Source organism: Paenibacillus planticolens (assembly GCF_013141725.1).
Lineage (GTDB): Bacteria > Bacillota > Bacilli > Paenibacillales > NBRC-103111 > Paenibacillus_E > Paenibacillus_E planticolens.
This window is the reverse complement of the sequence record NZ_WHNZ01000081.1, coordinates 83,379-104,755: the sequence shown is the minus strand read 5'-3', so window position 1 is coordinate 104,755 and position 21,377 is coordinate 83,379. Positions and strand designations below refer to the sequence as shown.

At 50.6% G+C, this 21,377-nt stretch carries 5 protein-coding genes; all 5 read right to left on the bottom strand.

All coding sequences use genetic code 11. From position 1 onward, the window contains the following. Positions 1-311: 311 nt before the first annotated feature. Complete coding sequence (locus GC097_RS31245) at positions 312-6,095, bottom strand: glycosyl hydrolase family 95 catalytic domain-containing protein (protein WP_171687168.1); 5,784 nt, start codon at positions 6,093-6,095, stop codon at positions 312-314. 194 nt (positions 6,096-6,289) lie between these two features. After that, positions 6,290-10,234, bottom strand: a complete 3,945-nt coding sequence (locus GC097_RS34535) for a chitobiase/beta-hexosaminidase C-terminal domain-containing protein (protein ID WP_171687167.1) — start codon at positions 10,232-10,234, stop codon at positions 6,290-6,292. 94 nt (positions 10,235-10,328) lie between these two features. Then, positions 10,329-14,192, bottom strand: a complete 3,864-nt coding sequence (locus tag GC097_RS31235; RefSeq protein WP_171687166.1) for a chitobiase/beta-hexosaminidase C-terminal domain-containing protein — start codon at positions 14,190-14,192, stop codon at positions 10,329-10,331. A 116-nt stretch (positions 14,193-14,308) separates the two neighbouring features. Further along, positions 14,309-17,353 (bottom strand): Ig-like domain-containing protein, encoded by a 3,045-nt coding sequence (locus tag GC097_RS31230; RefSeq protein ID WP_171687165.1) that lies wholly within the window; start codon positions 17,351-17,353, stop codon positions 14,309-14,311. A 76-nt stretch (positions 17,354-17,429) separates the two neighbouring features. Beyond that, entirely contained in the window at positions 17,430-21,329 is a 3,900-nt protein-coding gene (locus tag GC097_RS31225) for a glycosyl hydrolase family 28 protein (protein ID WP_171687164.1), read from the bottom strand. Positions 21,330-21,377 lie beyond the last annotated feature (48 nt).

The window sequence follows — 21,377 nt, the reverse complement described above, 5'->3', positions numbered from 1 at the left end:
GCTTGAGATTCGCTAATTGAGGGAACTACGTTACCTTATTTCGGCGAAAAGCGAAATTTCGGCCACTCGAGAGGAACTACAGGGTCATATTTCACCACAATGACCTATGTATCTGCTCCTAATGGCGAAATAGCGAACACTAGTTCCCTCCCCCTCGCATAATTGGCTTTTTTGGACGAAATAGCGCCCTGTAGTTCCCACTATCTTCCTGCGGGACATGGAAACTGAAAAACGCTGCTTCAGATTCAATGGAAAAGAGAGGAGAACATAATGTGCTCCTCTCACACCAAGCAAATCAAATCGTTTTTAGCTTACAGGTTAAAAATCATTCTGGCCATAATCGCAAGGTCAACAATGTCAATCACGCCGTCATGGTTGAGATCGGCAAACTGGTATACGCTCCAATCCGGATCAGCGGACGACTTGCCGTAGTTTTTCGCAACAATCGCCAGATCGCCGATACTGACTTTGCCGTCATTGTTAAAGTCTCCCGGGGTTCCGGTTATGACAGAAGCCCTGAATGACTGCAGCGCTGTGCTTAAGTCAGCTGCGGCCTGCTGCACTTCCAGTTGGGTTGCCGCTGTATTATGAGCAACTGCTCCCGCGCTGTTAATCGCCGTCTGCAGAACTGCTTTCGAACCAGCCGGATATTGACCGGATAGCGTGCCTTCTACCGCACCGTCATGCGCTTGCTGCGCCTCGGCGATAAGAACATTGAGCGCCGCTTTGTCCACATAAGTGATCGTTACGCTATGCGAAACGCCTTCCACTTGCTTTTCCAAACCTTCACCGTTCGCGATCACCGCATGGGCAACGGCGATTGTCGCAGCCGACGATTCCGTGAGCGCTTTGGCGTTCCAGCGCAGCTTCAGCAGTTCGCCGTCAGCCGCCGCCTCTGCGCCGATCGTGACAGCAAGGATCCGGACCCGCCCCGGCGTTTCCTTTTTATCCACGATTGTGAATCCCGGCTTCAACGATTCCGCACCGCTGAATGTCAATTTCTCCGGATCGTAGGTGAACGTCAAATCTTGCGCCAATGCGCTGCCTGCTGCTACATTAACCAACCCATAATTCAGGTCGAACGAAGCTCCGGCCGTTACCGTCGTAGTTCCTGTTAAAGTCGCACGGGCCGTATGTTCTGTTCGAGCCGGAACGACTACAGCGATGCTTGCGGTAACTGCCTTCAAGCCGTCGGAGGTGCGCGTAACTTCCAGCACAAGATGGACTGTCGTTTCCGCGCTTGGCGGAATCAACGTTCCGTCTGTCTGAATGACATCCGGACGATCCGAGCTCTTAATGGCTAACGTATAGCCTGCCGGAACGGATGGAAGCGTCAGACTTGCTGCGTTCTGATCTGGCGCCGGAATCGACGTGATGCCGCTAGCGACCGCCAATGCGCTGTCATTGACTTGCTGCAGACCGTCCATTGCCGCCTGCAAAGCTATGGCTGCCGCATCAATTTCATCCTGTCCGGCATAAGGATTATCGTTCACGCTGATCGCGTTAAACAATACCGCCTGCAGAGCATCCCATGAAACTTTGGTAAAGTTCTCTGCTTCAAGGGATTCCACGGCATCCACTTCTCTGCCGAGCGCCGTTTTATCGACATTCATGAACAACTGGATTTCGGCTACATTCCCATGTGATCCATTCGTTCCTAACCATCGGTAGTACCGGTAGGCCGTCGTATTATTCAGCACTTTGACGTACCAAGATGAAGAATTAGCCGTGCTTGGATTATCTGTGATCGTTACCAAATCGACATATCCACTGCTTGCCGATTCATTGGACCCTTGGAATTTGGCTTGGTATATCCTGGCTGCGTTAGTCCCCGCTCTTGGCAGGAAACGAAGCACGTTCACCGCTTGCGGAGCTCCGAAATCCCAACCAACATAAGGAACAGCTACACTGTGGTCAAAGAACGAACTCGGATTGCCGTCAAATACGTTTGTCGGCGGGTAAGATCCGCCGCTCGTCGAACCAAAGACGCTTCCATTTCCATTGTTATTGGCCGACATGTTCGTGATAGGAGACATATTGCTAAAAGTAACCAGGATGAAGTCCGCGATACCTGCACCGGCCTGTGCTGTCACTTTGTAAGTCCCTTCACTCGTCGCATACAAGACCCCGCTCGGATCGACGAACGCATCCGTAGTTGCCGTATCGTCTGGCTGGGAAACCGACCAAGTCCGGCTGCCGGAAGCCTGCAGCTGAACAAAACGGCTGCCGTAAATCGTCGCGGACCCGGCGGTTACGTTCACGCTCGGTACGCTGCCTCCCGATGCCGATACCGGAATAGCTTTGTTCATCGCTGTTTGCAGGAGAGCAAGAACGTTGTCGATTTCTGTTTGCGTTGCGTTTACATTATTATTAACATTCTGAGCAGCTTGCAGCGCAGCTTGCAGACTTGCCCAATCCTCCGGCTTGCTAAAACGTTCCGCCGTGAGCTTCGAGGCGCTGCCGATTGCTGTGGCAAGCGCAGCTTTGTCAACAGTCTGGCCGATCACTACCGCTTTGCTCGGATCAATGGATCGAATGGCTTCATTCAGGGCGATTGCCGCAAACAACGCCGTATCTTTGCTAATGTTCGTCGTAGAATACCCTGAATATTTAGCTTTTACGCCTAATGCGTTGATATGAGCTTTCTGGAAATCTTCCTGCCTGCCTTCCCAATTCGGACTGGCCGATACTTGCTTAAACCCGCCGCTGGCTGTTTTGTCGCCTGCATAAGCCGAAATGGATTTGGCAGCTGTCAACACGGCACCCAGCGTCGAATCTCCGCTGTAATCGGTGCCGGCCCCCGTCACAGTCACGGTACACGTTACCGGAGGCAAGCTTGGATTCGCCATACTCGTACCGGTAATCTTGACCGTACCCGCTCCGCGCGCGATGACTAAACCGTTCTTATCCACCATCGCAACGTTCGGATTGCTTGTTGTCCACATGATTCTCTTGTCATAGGCATTGCTCGGACTGAGGGAAGTCGTCAGCTGCAGTCTGTTGTTACCGGTAACCTTGCCTGTCGAGGAACTCGTATTCGCAGGCCCGTAAATCGTAGCCGTGATTGGATTGACCATAACTAAACTTGCCGGTACGGTGGTTACGTCGGCAACTTTGACCTTGAGGGTTTGTGCTACCCCTCCGTCTTGTGCGCTTCGTGCCGTTACGGTTACGTTCGCAACCTTATTCGCGCCTGTGCCAACCGCTTTGATGGTTGCCGCGTTTCCGCTGCCAACCACTGCGACAATGCCAGGATCCGAAGATGTCCAGGTTACGGTGTCACTTGGATTGCCGTATAAGGTTGCCGTTACCGTTCCAGTATCGGTTCCGTTAGTTCCGTTATAAATAAGCGTAGCGGAATATTTATCCAAGGACATATCCGATACATGGCTAGTCGTATCCGACGTATCGACCATCACCATATATCTGGACCCTTTTTGCGCTTCGAAAATGATTTTTCCACCTTCAATGGTATAATTCACCGCAGCGCCCAGCGTTAGATTTGAATTAACCTGTTGGACGACGGGCTTTCCTGTTGTCCATGGATTGACAAGCGCAATTTTGCCATTCCGTTTGCTGTTCAAATCAACATAAGGGATCGTTTGCGTCGCTGCATCGTAGGCGCTGGATACTTCTACATTCCCCATCGCACCCAGCCTTTCATAACTAACGGACCTTGCCATATCCCAATTCGGGAAAACCCGTATCGTGCTTGGCACATTAGGCGTGGTGCTGCTCTGCATGACCATGGAATTCAAAGCTTCCATCGACGCTATCGTTTCAACAGCACCGCCGCTTCCGTAGTAAGTGAGGTTGCTGTTTCTAACTTTGGCATTGAGAGCGGTCTTAAATTTGACCAGCAAATCCGCCGCCGGCCAACCGGCTCTTGCTGCAATCGGGTATACCTTAGGGAACCCGTTGTTTTGGCTGCTCCAGCCGGCAAATCCGGCCGCTGCCCATCCATTCATGTACTCAAGCGTGTTCAAAACCTTCTGCAGAAGCTCTTTGTCGCCGTCCAGCTTTTGCAAATTTTCAAACGGGAAGACAACGCCCTCCAGCTCAACCGGTTGGTCACCCGGTTCAATCATGTCGACGTGTGCCTGATTCGGCGATTGATAGTCGGTAGCGATCAGCGTAGGCACAAAGTTGCTGTTATTGTCAGCGTTAAAAATACCTTTCGGCAGCATGGCTTCCGGGAACGCCGTGTGATCCATCAGATCCTGCCAACGGTTAATATTGGCTTGATCCTCCTTCATGGACGGGCCATGCTGAATCAGAAAGTTGGACAAAAATTTAATAGCGCCAATGTCCAAATCCGGGTTAATGTCCGCTGCGTCTCCTTCATGAATCGACGAACCAATGACGGAATAGTGGTATTGGCCGTTGCCGTCATCCTGTTTCAATACATAGGAGCTATAGAAGGTTAGCAGTTGTTTCAAATACGGATAAAGCACCGTTTTCAAATAATTATCGTCCAGCGTGTACTCATAGTAGAAAATCATAGGTACAGCCGCAAACATACCGTTCGACTTCTGATCCGTAGAACTCGCGTTGAAGCCGTACGTTTTGGTGGACGATTTCGCGTTTAGCGCCGGCTGGGAACTGGCCATCAGATGAAACGGCGAAAGCGTTCTCACATGTGCTGCGCCGTCAAAGCCTTGTGCCGCCGCATTGTTTATTTGCCAAGGGAGATCATAGGCGATAACCCGGTTGTACGGAATCGCCGTTTCAATCCGGTTAACCGAGCCTGAAGCATAGTAATGAGCTTGTTGGTTGTAGTTCAAGAAATACCTGCCGCCCCAACCCACATTGTCTGCGGGAACCCATTCGCCGTACATCGAGGCCGGAAGGTTTTGCTTGTTCACCTTGCCATTCCCGCTAGTCGGTCTATTGGAGCTGCCAAGAATGTAAAGCGAACCATAGTAGTACTTATTTAGATCCGGATCGTTGAATTGCGCATAACTTTTAAGCCAGTAATTTTTCCACCAGTCTAGATGTTCATTTTTGAGCTGGTTGATTGCGCTCGTGGAAGTGTACGCTGAAATGCTGTTTACGGCGTCCGCTTGAATGGCGGATACGCTCTTGATCGAGTCGTACGCGCCGCTGCTGCTTGCGAAATAAGTAACCAAGTATACGGTTGAACCCGCTTCTACGGTAAAATCTCCGGACTCACCAAGCGAGTCATAATATTTGCCTTTATTGCTGTCGTAATAGTCATTCGCTTCGATTTTCTCGCGGGTATTGACGAGCTGCGCGCCAACCACAGTCGTTGCGGTTGCCGTACGGCTTCTAAAGTTTGAAGTATTTCCGCTTGCGCCCGCATTGGAATCTCTTGTCGTCCAAAGAACAGGATTATCGCCTTTCGAATCAATGCCTCCCGTATACGGATAGGTTGAATTCGCATCCGTTAAATCCGTCGCGCTTGCATTGGCATAGGCCATTTTCGGAACCCATTGCTTGGTGTTCAGAGTTACGGCGCCGCCCCCTTTATTCTCGACTTCGGTTACGAATACATTGTCGGTATCGGCCGTCCACGATCTCATTTCGATCGTCGCGTCGTAGCCCTCATTGTTTTTCAACTGCATCTTCGTAACGACCTGAGCATTCAAAATGTCCTGCGTCATATTAAAGACCGCCGACGCGCTGCTGCCCGCCGCCTTCGTAGGCCAAATATCCAGCCCGCCGCCCGATAAAATACCTTGATTATCTTTCACAGAGCTGCCTTGCGCATGAAGCGTGCCCCAAAAATCGTTTTTGCCAAAATAAAACTGCTGGGAGGTCGTGGAAACACCGGCGGCAATGACGCCGATATCACCGTTCCCCATGAGTTGTCCCGTTGTGTAGCTACCTTTATCCACATCGCTGATTTTAAGTGGAGAAGTGATGGAACCATTAATACCTGATAATATTTGCTGCAAATTAGACCAATCGTTTTGGTTTAAATGATCCAAAACCGCCTGAGGCGCAGTAAAGCCAGATTCCGCTCTGACGGTGTTTATTCCTGGCACAACACTTGTGAAACTTGATGCGGCAAGCGTTATAGCGAAGGTGATGCATAACGTTTTGCGCATAGGTGTACGTTTGGCCGATTTCATTGCGTTCCTCCAATCTATATTTTCATATTCAAGATTCAGATTCTGCCGTACCTTATAACTGTACATGACTTCTTCCAAGACAAGTGATAGTCAATCTTATTAAAAATGTTCGAAATATTAAGGTATTACGTGTTCAATCAAGAATCAACTTTTGAGACAGCCCCCTAATACAACGCCTATGCTAACGATTCAATTTAGATATCTTCAAGGATTTTGCTTGCGATGATCGCAAGATCGGCAATATCGATGATGCCGTCATGATTCAGATCCGCAAACTTGTATTGATCCCAACCGCTATCTGCTGACGTTTTACCGTAGTATTTCGCAACAATCGCCAAGTCGCCGACAGTGACTTTACTATCGCCGTTCACATCCCCCGGTACCCCGGCGATGACCGACGCCTTGAAGGCTTGCAGCGCCGCACTCAAATCAACCGCCGCTTGCTGCACTTGTGTTTGCGTGGCCGCTGGGTCGCCAACGATTGTCTGCGCAGTGGAGATGGCTGTCAGCAGCGCGCGCTTGGCCCCCGCCGGATATTGGCCGGCATGCGTGCCTTCCACAGCAGCGTCATGTGCTTGCTGCGCCTCGGCGATGAGCGCGTTAAGCGCTGCTTTGTCCACATAAGTGACGGTTATGCTGTGCGACACTCCGTCAAGCTGCGTCTCCGCTCCGTCACCGCCAGCAACCACCGCACTCCATAAAGCAATCGCGGTCACTGCCGATTCATTGACTGTTTTCGCTCTCCAAGTAAGCTTCAGTAAATCTCCGTCTGCTTTCGATGCAGTACCTTCGCCAAGGCTTGCTGCGATGATTCGAAGACGCCCTGCCGATTCTTTTTGACCCACGATTAGGAAATCTTCTCCCAATGATTCTGCCGAAATCAAAGCCACTTTTTGCGGATCATAGGTGAAAGTTAAATCTTGCCCGTAGATGCTTTCCTTCGCATGGGGCAATCCGTAAGTCAAGCTAAACGACTCGCCGGCATTGACATGATCGGCTCCGCTTAGCGTTGCTTCCAGCTTGTTGTTTATTGCCGTTACTTTGACGGTTGCCGTTGCCGTAAACCCGCCATCATTTGTAATTACCGTGATGACGGCAGTGCCAGCGGAGACTGCGGTAACTTTTCCTGTGGCATCTACAGCTGCGATTTGTGGAGCGCTAGATGACCATGTCACATTTGGATTCGTCGCATTGGCTGGCGAAATCGTCGGAACCAGCTGCTCCGTACCGCCGACCGTCAGGTCCGCTGCCGGTTTGTTCAGGCTGATGCCGACAACATCGCTCCGCGGTACGATTTGCGCATTAGCCCAGTCAGCATGGTCGCTGTTGTTTGGATTGCCGACCGGCGTGCCCGCATCGTCCACATATAGCGTAAGTTCGTATACGCCTGTTATATCCACTTCAATCGGAATCCCTGGCGCAGGGCCGTTCACGCAGTCCAGAACCGGGCTCTTATAAAGTGAAATCCCGTCGCCTAACACTTCAAACCAGATGGTGCTCGGGGAGCCCTTGACATTCTTTACATCGTCAATGCCGATAACGGCTTTAAACTTGCCGTATCCCCCGCCAATGTTATATTTGATCGTTGAAATCGCATGGGTTCCGATACCTTTTTGATACGTCGTGCCATTGATTTTAATCGGTGTGCTGGCGCTGTTAACGGCATGGTCCTTGAGCGGCGGATGACCCGACCAACCGCTTGTTGCGCTAGTCCAGTTCAAATCGGAAAGATAAGCCGGTTTGCTTGCCGGTTCAGGAAGTGTTTGCTGAATGATATATACGAATGAGGCAACATCGCTATCGTAGTATCCTTCCTTCACGGCAACAGCTTTTAACGAAGTCGATTTGGCTATGTCGATAGCCCCTGTATACGGCGTGCTGTTTTTCGTCGGCGTATCGCCGTTTGTTGTATAGTAGATCGCTGCCCCTTCCGTTCCTGACGCCAATGTGACCCGGAACGCGTCTGCGTATCGTCCTGTCGCTTTGCTTGCTGTTGGCGCATTGGTCTTAGGCGGGACTATGGTATAGACGAAAGCCGCTGCTTCGCTATTTACCCAACCCTCCTTAAACGCTATTGCTTTTAGCGTAGTTGTTTTGGAAATTGCGATTGGATTTACGTATTTTGTACTGTTCTTTGTCGGTGCCGTTCCGTCCGTCGTGTAATAAATGTCCGCGTCTGCTGTGGTCGTACTCAACCTAACCGAGAATGGTGCATTATACGTGCCAGCCGCTTGATTCGCAGTCGGCGTTTCAACAGCCGGCGCGTTAATCGTATAAGCATAAGAAACGACATCGCTGTCCAGCCTGTCTTCGCTGGCGGAAAATGCCTTTAACACAGCGCTTTTTTGTATAACGAACGGTCCGGTGTACAAGTTTGAGTCTCTTGTTGGCGTTTTGCCGTCCAATGTGTAATAGATTTTGGCATTGGGCGTTGAAGCCGATAAGGTTGCTGTTACTGTGGTGCTGTATGTGCCGGCAGGCTTGTCGCTGGAAGGCGCCGCCGCCTTTTCCGCTGTGCCGGATACGATTGCCTCCGCTTGAGCGGTTGAACCGACAGGAACCGAGGCCGTGATATAGCTTACCTTCGCACCATTCACTGTTTTATGTAGTGCCGTTAGGTTGGTTCCGTCTAGGTTAATCGTTGGATAATCGCCGTAAAAGCGCGCTTCCCATGTAAGCGGCCCCGTACCCGTATTATTTTGAAGCACGGTTTTGGTGTTGCCGATGTGGGCAACGCTGATACGGTTATCTCCACTAGGAAGAAAATCAATCTTCACGTCGGGTACCTCGCTCGTAACCAGCCTAGGCGCAGTCGCTACCGTATGATTAGGCGCATCAGGTTCAATACCCATCAGCCCTTCAATGACGTTGCCGATAATGGTGTAGGAAATTTCCGGATATTCGCCATTTGTCTTAGTGCCGTTGTTATATTGCTCGTGTCTGTTTACCCTTGTTTCCATGAGGAATTTAAGCCATTTCCAGCCCTCGTTCACCCGGTTGTACGGGTAAAACGTATCAGGCAGATAGGAATACGCCTCAATATTAGTTGGAGAATTTGGCTTATCTTTCGTTGCTCCCGAGTCCAAACTGGTATATTTCAAGCCGTTGCCGATTTGGTCGGAAATAAAGTCCAGATAATTGCTGTTTCTTTGACCCGGTTCGGTGATGAGCTTCATCGGCATGAACCAGCTGTTCTCTTTGCCGAAATCGGTATATTTCGTTACTCCGTCAAAATCCAATGCCCTGACATAGTTGCCTGTCGTGTCACCGTTCTTGACGCTCCATTCGGTGTTGAAGTAATCTTTCAAATTTTGCGATTTAACGAAAAACTTAGCGGCTTCGGCGTCCAAGCCTTTCGCTTTTAGCATGTTTGCATAAGCAAGGAAGGCTTGATACTGCGAAGCGATCGCGTCCCCGGCTTCGATAATTTTTTCGCCGCTTCTTTCGTTATAGCTCACCGCGCCGGAGAAAATGCCGTTGCCTGTGCCCTCGGCAATTCCATTGCCATTCGTATCGTGTTCCGTAATGAAATCGGTTACAACCTTCGTGTAGAAATTCCACAAGTAGGGATCATTGATATAGTCGTTGTTTCCTGTCCAAAGATACTGCTTATACGCTTTTTGTACGAGCTCAAACTGGGCTGGCACCTCGCGGACAAAATTGGTGTCGCTCTTCCAGTCGATCGTATAGTTAGAGCCGTCAAAGTTAAACGCCCATAGGGTGTACCACTTTCTGGCCTCTGTCATCCCTTTGGCAAAAGTTTTGAACATGCTGAGGTTCTCATTATCAAGCCCGATCATGTGCGCACCTGCTGACTGATGCACAAAGTCTCGGCTATAAAACGCCGTGCGGTGCTTATACCCCGCCCAGTAAGAGGGGATATAGGCAAACGGACCCGCTTGACCGCCTCCGTTGTTCACATTGTTCGGTCCCGTTTTGCCCGTTTGGACAAACTCAAGCGCCTGACCCGTTGCCCATTGAAACGTATCGTTCAGCAGCATATTGGACGATTGCAGCTTGACGAGCTTCTCAGCTTCAGATTGGGCATCAGCCGCTGCAGCAGTCCCTCTTCCCGCAGGAAAAGACGACGCCAGCATACAAAAGACCAAAACCATCATACTTACAATCCATTTTCTCATTTTGGACAATGTAATTTCTCCTTTTTCTCAGGCTGCTAAATCGGGGAATGGTATTCTTTGCCATCCCCCCTGAATTAGTGTTTAAACAGTTGTATTAAGATTCGAAAATCTTTCTTGCGATGATTGCCAGGTCTTCAATATCAATTTTGCCGTCGCCGTTCAGATCCCCGAATTTATAAAGATCCCACTGCGGATCGGTTGAGTCTTTGCCGTAGTACTTCGCAACAATCGCCAAGTCGCCGACAGTGACTTTACCGTCGCCGTTCACATCACCCGGAGTTCCGGTGATGACCGAAGCCCTAAATGCTTGCAGCGCCGTGCTCAAGTCTGCCGCCGCTTGCTGTACTTGCGGCTGCGTAGCCGCTGCATCGCCTGCGACTGTCCGCGCGCTGGACATTGCCGCCAGCAGCGCCGCTTTCGAGCCCGCCGGATATTGGCCGGCATGCGTGCCTTCCTCAGCAGCGTCATGCGTTTGCTGCGCCTCGGCGATAAGAGCGTGGAGTGCCGTTTTATCCACGTACGTGATGGTCAAGCCGTGCGAAGCGCCTTCCACTTGCGTTTCCGCTCCCTCGCCGCTTGCGATCACCGCTTTGGATATCGCGATAGCGGATGTTGACGTTTCGGCAAGCGCCTTGGCTCGGAAGTGCAGCGTCAACAAATCGCCGTTGGCCCCCGCCGCCGCATCTCCACCGATGCTGGCGGCGATGATGCGCACTTGTCCCGGCGTTTCCTTTTTATTCACGATTGTAAATCCTGTCTTCACGGAATCCGCTCCGGCAAACTCAACTTTCGACGGGTCATACGTAAATGTAAGATCTTGGCCGTAGATGCCGTCTTTCACATGTTCCAATCCGTAGGTCAGGTCGAACTGCCCGCCGGCAAAAACACTGTCGGCTCCATGCAGCGAAGCATGCACCGCAGCAGGGACGTAGACTCCAGGCACGACCACTGGAATCAAATCGGTTTCCGCTGTAGCGCCATCGGATGTTCGGGTTACTTCCAGTACGACAAGCACCGTTGCTTCCTCTTGCGGAGGGGTTATCGTCCCGTCCGAATGAATAACGGCTGGGCCATCGGTGTAATTGATCTTTATTGTGAATCCGTCGGGCACCGTCGGCAGGGTCAAGGATGTGGCGCCTTTGGCCGGCGCTTCAATCGCCTTTATTCCGTTTGCAATGCTCGCAGGGGAATTGGGCTCTATTTCCAGTCCCGCCATTGCCGTCCGCAGGCTGGCTGCAGCCTGATCCAATTGAGCTTGTGTCGTGGCTGCATTTTCATTCACCCGGATCGCCTCCGTCAGCGCAGCTTGCAGCGCCCCCCAGGTAGACGGCGTATAATTGCCCTCGTGGAGCGATTTGGAGGCAGCGATTTGACTGCCAAGAACCGTTCTATCGATATTGATGTAAAACTCAAGCTCAGCTACGTTGCCTCGATCGGCTTGTGCCGAAGTATATCGGTAATAGCGATAAGCCGTTTTATTATCCAAAGCAATGAAATTCCATCCGGGCGTCGGTGCAGCGGTAAACGTATACAAATCGACATAGCCGCTGGTTGCCGAGTTCGAGCCTTGGATTTTTCCGCTTAACATCCGTCCCTCAAAATTCGCACGCGGATAAAATCGGACAAAATTTACCGCTTTGGCATTGCCGGCGCCAAAATCCCATCCGACATACGGAGTCCCTGTACTATGGTCAAAGAATGTATTCGTTTGACCGTCGAACACATTCGAAGGCGGATAAGATCCTGTAAGCGTGGATCCAATGACGCTGCCATTTCCCGCAACCGCTAAATTAGACATAGGGGACATTTGAGCAAAAGTAATCTGTATTTTCGCAATGTCACCTGATTTTGACGTTGCCATAACTTGATAGACGCCTTCTTTGGTCGCGTATAATAATCCGTTCGCATTAATCTTAGCGTCGACTGCAGCCGTTCCGTCCTGATTGACAACAGACCAGCTTACGGTCTCTTGCAATGGATGCTGCGCTTTCAGCTGCACAGTTCTGCTGCCATAAATCGTCGTGTAATCATTCGGCGTGCTGACGATAAAATCGGTTACGGGTTCTCCGGTATCGCGAGTCCCAGCCGGTACAACCACCGGAATGCCGGCGGTATCCCTCGTGACCGCATCCGACGTTCTCATGACTTCAAAAACGAGGTTTACAATCGTATCCGCCGCTGGAGGGATGATCGTTCCATCCGTTTTGATGACATTCGGTTGATCCGAATTTTTGATTCTGATCGTATATCCCGAAGGTACCGTCGGCAAAATTAAATTTTTCTGATCTTTAACCGGCGCTGCAACCGATGTGATGCCGGCTGCGATATTCACGATCGGATCGATATCCGATTGGATGAACCTTGCTGCCGCTTCGTAACCTTGCCCGCTTCCTTGTGTAATTTTGGCACGGACTGTCGAAGACTGGTTTACTGTAAATGGAGCTTTGTACACAGGGGAACTGGAAGTAGGTTCGCTGCCGTCCGTTGTATAATGGATTTCCGCCTGAGGATCGACAGCGTTCAGCGTGACCTGCTGCGATCCGGCGAAGAATGCGCCATACGGTTCCATCGACAGTTTGGATATTTTAAGCAGTCTGACACTATGAGGTTGAACATTTTCGCTATACGACGACATGGTCCCGAGGTTAGCATGAGACCACATATCGCTTACCAGATAATTGCCGTTCAGCCCCAAATCGCGGGCAAAATCAATCGATCTTGTCTGGGCGGAATCTTCCCGGTTAAATAAACCGACGATCCAGGTTCCGTCAGGCAGTTGGCCTTTCCAAACTTGGCTGAGCGGGCTTTTCACGTCTCTGACTAACGGCTTGCCCACAAAGCCGAGCTTGTTCATATCGATAATTTCCCAGTTTTTATAGTACACGTCATTATTGCCGATATTCGAGTATCGATCGCCAATGTTTATGCTGCTCCCGGCCATCGCCAGCAGGCTGATTCTAAATTTCTTTTCCGCATCCGTGCTTCCCGTTGAGCTTAATATGCTGAAGTCTCCGTCAAGCGCAACTTTCCCCGGCCCTGAAACATCCGATAGCCATACGAATCCGTCAAAAAGATTGTAGGCCGGCGGCCACTTGTTATCCTGGACAGTCCCTCTATTGCGTACGCTGGTATGCCACCATACACCCTGCACGTTGGTATCCGTTCTCCAGTCTTCACTTGCTCTGATCAGATCTGCGTACTTATTTTCAGCATCAGCATGGTTGCGATTTTTTTGGTTCGCATAATAGAGGATGAAGTTATCACCGGCTGCTTCTCTCATCCAGCGGTAGAAGGTTTCAGTCGCCGCAGCGCCGTATGCATCATCGAAAAGTCTGATGAAATCGACCTTCAGCATATCGGCTCCGATGCTTCTGTAGTAATTCACCATTCCCTTGATGTATTGTTCCGCTCCCGGTTTACTAGGGTCAACCATATACCAGTCCTGGAAGCTTTTGCTCGGATCGGTCGTGTTCACGATATCTTTGATTTTAATATCCGTGCCCACGACTTTAACTGTCTCGTCATCGGCAATCGACTTAAGAACCCATGAGGGATTATAGTACACCGCATATTTCAAGCCTTTGGCATGAACGTAATCCGCCCAGTATTTGTAATCGTTCGCCCATGTTTTGTAATGGGTAATATATCCGTTCTCATTATGCCGGATCCCGGTGTTGATCCAACCGTCAATTTGGATATATTCGTAGCCGAAGTCTTTATACTCCGCTGCAATCCAATCCACATTCGCTTTCATATTCGCCTCAGTAAATCCGCCGCCATAGGAAGTAGCGTGCCATCCCATGGTACCTGTCGTTCTTTTGGCGTATACGATGGGGTCAGTTGGTTCGGCCGCTTTTGCCACTTGAACGTGAGACCCTGTAAAAGAGTTGCCAAAAATCATGGAAGAAGTAACGACCGTAAGAAGCATCGATTTAAACATACGGTTTCTTCGCTTCATTATCAGGTGGACTCCTCTCGATTAAATCTTACCTACTTTATTTCACTGCGATTAGAAAAGAGGGGAGAGAAAGGAGTTCCTCTCTTCCCCCCAAACGATATTCCCATTCAAGGATATTATGGGGTGACGAGTATCCATCTCGCGATCATCGCAAGGTCGGCAATATCAATCACGCCGTCATGATTGAGGTCCGCAAACTTGTATGCATCCCAATCCGCATCCGTGGACGATTTTCCGTAGTATTTCGCAACAATCGCCAGGTCTCCGATGCTGACTTTACCGTCATTATTTATATCTCCAGGAACTCCTGTGATGACCGAAGCCAAAAAGGTTTGCAATGCTGCGCTCAAGTCCGCCGCTGCCTGATCTATTAGCTGCTGCGTAGCGGAAGGATTGCTAGCTACCGCTTCCGCTCTGTCGATGGCCGCGTTCAACACCGCTTTCGATCCTGCCGGATATTGACCCGGTTGTGTGCCCTCCTCCGCTGCGTTAACCGTATTATGCGCTTCGGCAACCAGAGCGTTCAGCGCCGCTTTGTCCGCATACGTGATTTGCAAGTCATGGGACGCGCTGCCGAGCTGCGTTTCTGCACCGTCGCCGTTCGCGACAACCAAAGCTGCGCTGAGGCTTACAGCAGCCGGTTCCGCGAGCGATTTCGCTTTGCCGTGAATGACCAGCAGATCGCCGTTCGCATTCGCAGCTTTATCGTCTCCGATAGCAACTGCAAGGATACGAAGCTGGCCGGTTACGGCATTCGTGTCTACGATCACGAGAGCATCTTTCAAAGCCTCCGCTGAGAGCAGATCGACTTTAGACGAATCGTAATGGACGGTAATATCGTAACCGTAGATGCTGCCCTTTACATGCTGCGCTCCGACCGTTAGATCGAACGGACCGCCTGCGTAGACGCTGTCTGTCACGTGTAAGGTGACTTGAGGTGCAGCAGAGACCTGCACGCCAGGCACAAACACCGGAATGGCGTCGGTTTCCGCAGCCGAACCGTCGGACAATCTGGTAATTTCCAGAACGACATTCACCGTTTTATCCTCGCTTGGAGGGTCGATCGTACCATCCGTCTTGATGACGGAAAGATCATCCGACTGTTTAATCTTAATCGCGAACCCGCGAGGTACGGCCGGCAGAGCTAGAATCGTTGCGCCTTGAGCAGGGTCTTGAATCGATGTGATTCTCTCTGCAATCAATTCCGGCGCGGCTTCCGTTACCGTAATCGTTGCTACAGCCTTGGTCGAAGTGCCCGCCACAGTGCCTTCAACCGTAAAACTTCCAGGCGATACATATTGGGACGGGTCGATAGGATCCCAAGTTACAGCCGCTTCCTTGGTCGAATTGTCACTGTATACCGCAGTAACGAACGGAGGAAGCTCAGGCATCGTTTCCGTTTCGGTATCCAATTGAACTGGATCAATGCTTACGATGACCGGAAGGACGGAAACCAATTTAAGATAGTCCCATGTAATGTTATAACTGCTGCTGCTTGCATTCTTTCCGGTAACCACGAACCTAAATGAATGGCTTCCGGCCGTTGCGAAAGTGATGTTGCCAAGGTCTGCGGACGTAAACGTTTGGCTTGCCAAATATTCATCTACCGGGGCGCCTTGCGCCTTCCCGTCGATGGATAGCTGTGTGGTCCCCCTATTGTTATTGGTCTTATAACCGAAAACGACATTATAGGTACCGGCCTCAGGAACGTTAACCGCGAATTCGATCCAATCGCCCACTTTCGGAGCCGCTGCGGTTTGCAAATATTTCCCTCCGCTTGCATTCGCATCATTAGCTGTTGAAAAGGTTAGTCCCGCCGAATATGTCAACCAAGGTGCCGGGGGCAAATAGCTTTCTCCCTCGTATAAGGTATACGCGCTTTTGGCAGGCACCTTCACCTGTATGCTGGCGGTATCCGCCTTCGTTCCATCCGATTTCTTGGTCACTTCCAATACAAGATTGACAGCCGCAGCGGTATTCGGCGGAATAATGCTGCCGTCTGTGCGGATAACATCCGTGTTGTCCGAGCTCTTGATCCGCACCGTAAATGCGGAAGGAACCGCAGGGAACGTTAAGGATACCGCGTTTACCGCCGGCGCCGAAATCGTCGTAATCGCTGCCGCCACTTCCGCTGCGCTCATCGTTTCCCCATTGCCCGATCCGTTACCCAATGAATCCTTAATTCTTTTAAACATATTAAAATGGTTGGTTGTGATCTTCCCGTCAAACGTTACGCCTATATTCCATGTAATGGCTCTGCCATTGCTGATGACTTGATTTGTGTAATCAATAACTTCCAGATCCTTGCGTGTGATGCTGTCTCCCGACCATCCTCCGAAAGGTGTGAAGGCATGCCATTGGATTCCTTCTATCCACCTGCCGGTTATATTCGTACCCAGAATCGTATCTGTACCTCTCTCGCCGGCCAAGTAGTCTTGATAATCCGAAGCTTTTTTGAATGAAGACGCGCCGAGGTTCAGCGCTATGACGGAATTGGGATTTCCGGATTTTGCGGCATCGGAATAATATTTGCCCCAGGCAGGCTGAAAACCGTTTGCGTTATAAAATCCGTCGAACCACCAGCCGGCGATTTTGGTCCCGTAGCGCTCCGAATATTCTTTAATCACCTGAGCCCACTTCTGCACGAAGGTTTCATCCACATGCCAGTTGCCGTTGGAGTCCGTCTTCGATAAGCCGAATCCTCGTGCGATATTCTCATCAAGCTTTGGCGCATTGCTCGGTAAATAAAGCATGAGCTTAATGCCTTTTGCTTGCAGCGCATCGGCCATATCCATAATCAAATCCCGGTTGGAGTTTCTTTCTCCCGGTTGATATCCTGAATAGCTGTCAATTGTGGCGTTCGGCGCGTCATAATAACCTGAATTTTGCCCGATTGTAAAGAGCACCCATTTGGCTCCGGTTTGCGAAACATCGTTTGCAAACCGATTGACGTCAAATGCGTTTACGGCATCGTTCCACTCTTTGCTGCCTCCATTTTTCGTCTCATTGATCCAGTTTTGCAGATAATGAAATCCGACGCCGTAATTGCCGGACATCCAATCCGTATTCGAATTGTTAAGCTGCGCCTTGGCTGCCGGCATCGGCATAAATTGCGCAATCATCATGCAAAGAACAATAAAAACGAATAATTTTCTCATCATTTTAGCCCTTTCACCCGTCCTCTAGGATCGGCAAGCACCGAATTCATGGCCGGTGCTTACCTTGAATTGTAATGCCTTACTGCGCGTCGAGAATTTTCCGAGCGATAAGCGCAAGATCCACGATGTCGATAACGCCGTCATGATTGAGATCGGCAAATTTGCTTTGATCCCAATCGCTGTCTGTGGATGTTTTCCCGTACAATTTGGACACAATCGCCAAATCTCCGATGCTGACCTTGCCGTCACCGTTCAGGTCTCCCGGAATTCCGGTAATGACCGAAGCCTTGAATGCTTGGAGCGCTGCGCTCAATGCTGCTGCAGCCTGTTCTACTAACTGCTGCGAAGCGGAAGGATTGCTTGCCACCGCTTTCGCAGTGTCGATCGCCGCGTTCAACACAGCTTTCGATCCCGATGGATATTGACCCGTTTGTGTGCCCTCCACCGCTGCGTTAACCGTATTTTGCGCTTCGGCAATCAGAGCATTCAGCGCCGCTTTGTCCACGTACGTAATTTGCAAGTCGTGGGACGCGCTGCCGAGCTGCGTTTCTGCACCATCGCCGTTCGCGACAACCAAAGCTGCGCCGAGGCTTACAGCAGCCGGTTCCGCGAGCGATTTCGCTTTGCCGTGAATGACCAGCAGATCGCCGTTCGCATTCGCAGCTTTATCGTCTCCGATAGCAACTGCAAGGATACGAAGTTGGCCGGTTACCGCATTCGTGTCTACGATCACGAGACCGTCTTTCAAAGCATCCGCTGAGAGCAAATCGACTTTGGCAGGATCGTAATGGACGGTGATATCGTAACCGTAGATGCTGCCCTTTACATGCTGCGCTCCGACCGTCAGATCGAACGGACCGGTTGCGTAGACGCTGTCTGTGCCGTGCAAGGTGACTTGCGGCGCAACAGAGACCTGCACGCCAGGCACAAGCACCGGAATGACGTCGGTAACTGCGACCGCTCCGTCGGACAATCTGGTAATTTCCAGAACGACGTTCACCGTTTTATTCTCGCTCGGAGGAATGATCGTTCCATCCGTTTTGATGATCGACAGATCATCCGATTGTTTAATCTTAATCTCGAATCCGTCAGGTACGGTCGGCAGCTCCAAGACCGTCGCGCCTTGTTCAGGGGCAGGGAGCGATGCAATTCTCTTGGCAATGGTTCCTGGTGCGGCTTCCGTTACCGTAATTGTTGCAACAGCCTTGATCGAAGTGCCCGCCACTTTTCCCTCAACCGTAAAGCTTCCAGGCTCTGCATATTGGGAGGGGGCAATAGGATCCCAAGCAACAGCTGCTTGCTTAGTCGAGTTATCGCTGTACACCGCAGTAACAAGCGCTGGGAGATCAGGCATGATTTCCGTTTCTGTAACCAGTTGGACAGGCGTAATGCTTTGTATGACCGCGTTTACAGAAACCAATTGAATAGAATCCCATGTCACCGCATAAGCGCTGCTGCTTGCATTTTTTCCGGTAATCACAAATCTGAACTTATGATCGCCGGCTGCAGCGAAAGTTACGTTGCCAAGATTCACCGAAGCGAACCCTTGCGCGCTTGCATATTCGTCGACCGGAGCGCCTTGCGCATTTCCGTCGATATATAACTGTACAGTTCCTCTATTATTATTTGTCTTATAACTGAAAATAACATTGTAGGTACCGGCCGCAGGTACGTTAACGGTATATTCCAACCAGTTGCCTACCGCCGGAGTTCCGGTAAATTGACGGTATGATCCGCCGCTTGCAGCCGCATCCGATGCGGTGCTCGTTCCCAGGCCCGAGGTTACAAACGCTGTTGTTTCACCCTCGTAAATTTTCGAGATGCTTAACACATTTATCGTATAATAATTTTTCGTTAGTCCATCTTGAGCGGTCACGACCAAAATATCGCCGCTAACCAAATTGCCCGAAGCTTTTGGCGCGTTTGCCGAATCCGTTACCGTATATGTCTGCACCGAGCCTGTCGGAGATTCGATTTGAGTGACGAGATCCGCACCAGTAGTTCCAGGCACTACGGAAAGAGAGTGCGCCGCAAGATCCAGTGCGGTCACATTCGGATGACTAGCTTTCAGCTGGATCATTGCATCTGACGCAACAAGGATCATATAGACAGCGTTAGCGCTTCCGATCTTGGCGGATGAGATCAGCTTATCTCCGGCCGCCAGCACATCCGAAGCTTGTTTGGCTCTGCCGTCTGCGTCCGTTAAGGCGTAATTTTGGACTGCCCCGTCCACACCGGAGAGTTGAGCGATCAGCTGGCCGAATGTTGTGCCGGTAAGCGCCGTAATGACGCGTCCTGCCGTATCAAATTGCTGAATGTTCGGATGAACGGCTAACGGCTGAATCGCCGGATTCGAGCTTTGGATATTCGCCCAGTTCGATACGGTCCATGCCGGGCCGCTTGTTGCCGTAACATTCACATTATCGAAAGAAATCGAATCAGCATAATTGACGATCGCTCCGGCCGTACCCTTCAGATTGAGGTTCTTCATCGTTATATTTTGGACATTGCTGCCATTCAGGCCCGTAATCTCCAAAGCAGAGCCATTCGTGCCCGGACCCGTGACGATATTTTCATAGTGAATATCCCTCAAAATCGGCAGAACCGGTGCCGTAGCACCGTCGTTGTTGACCGAGTAATTTGCCGAAAGTCTGACGGCCAATCTCGTCTTGGAAATGGTAATATCTTTAAACGTTACATCCTCAACGATGCCTCCGCGTCCGGCGCTCGATTTGATATCGATGCCCTCCCAGCTGATCGAGCTAACGGAATTGTTTTGAATCAGCACGTGTCTGACCGAGCCGGACATTTCACTGCCGATCACATAACCGCCGTTGGAGCCGTCGACCACATTATCGGTGACCCGGATGTATTCCGTTGGAATGCCCAGATTGTAGCCTTCCAAGTTTTTGCCCGATTTGATCGCTACGGAATCGTCACCGGTATGGAAATAACAATTGAAAATGTTCGCATTTGTCGATGAATCCGGATCAATCCCGTCGCCGTTGGCTATCCGGTAGGACGCATTTTTGGAAATGAGCTTTACATTATCGAAGGTAACATGATCGCTGTAGATGAAATGCGTGGTCCATGCCGGACCGTAGCTTACGGTCAAATCCTTGACGTATACGTTCTGCGCATTCATCATCATGATTGCGCGTCCGCGCGCTCTGTTGCCTAATTTCGCTTTTTGGGCGTTTCCAAGATCCAGTCCGTTTCCGTCGATCGTTCCTGTGCCGGAGATGACGACATTGGAAATGTTGTACGGACCTTTCGCATCCCGACGTCCGAGTGTCAACAGAGAGGCGTAGCCGTCCAGCTCGAATCCTTCAAAGCGGGTCGGGATGACCGGGTAATCGCTAAGATTCGTCGTTCCTTTCAGCGTACCGTCGATTTTTATCGTCATGTTGCTCTTCAGGAACAACGCCCCGCTCAAAAAGGTTTTATTAGGTGGAATATAAACCGTACAGCTTTCCGGACATTCGTCGATCGCTTTTTGAATCGCCGCTGTATTGACTGTAGAGCCGTCACCAACGGCTCCGTAATCCTCAACATTCAACGTACGGCCGGAAGCTTTCGTCCGGATCGTTAATCCAGAGCTTGATTCAGACAAGTTTCCGCTCGTATCCCTCGTCTTTAGTGTGAACGTATAAGAAGTGCCAGGGGATAATCCCGAAACCGAGTATCCCATTTGGGTCGTTTCGCCGACTTGCACGCCGTCCCTGTAAACGACATACTTAGCAAAATTGGGGATGCTATAAATATTTGCCGGTTTATCCCACAGTAAGAGCACGGAACTATCCGTTTGTGATTCTGGAGGAGAAAACGCATTTTGCGGTGCCTGCAAATTGGTTGTACCGTCAGGCACAGCAACTGTTACGACCGATTGATCTTCCGCCGCAAGCGCACCCGAAAACGGCAAAATTTGTGCAATCATCAAACAAAGAACGATCAGTATGAACCATTTCCGCTTCATCATTTTCCCATTCACCCGCTTTCATGGATCGGCAAGCACCGAGTTGTTTAG

Bases quoted from the DNA above. Each gene is read 5' to 3' on its own strand.
- GC097_RS31245 (WP_171687168.1), bottom strand. From the start codon at position 6,095: ATGAAATCGGCCAAACGTACACCTATGCGCAAAACGTTATGCATCACC.
- GC097_RS34535 (WP_171687167.1), bottom strand. From the start codon at position 10,234: ATGAGAAAATGGATTGTAAGTATGATGGTTTTGGTCTTTTGTATGCTG.
- GC097_RS31235 (WP_171687166.1), bottom strand. From the start codon at position 14,192: ATGAAGCGAAGAAACCGTATGTTTAAATCGATGCTTCTTACGGTCGTT.
- GC097_RS31230 (WP_171687165.1), bottom strand. From the start codon at position 17,353: ATGATGAGAAAATTATTCGTTTTTATTGTTCTTTGCATGATGATTGCG.
- GC097_RS31225 (WP_171687164.1), bottom strand. From the start codon at position 21,329: ATGATGAAGCGGAAATGGTTCATACTGATCGTTCTTTGTTTGATGATT.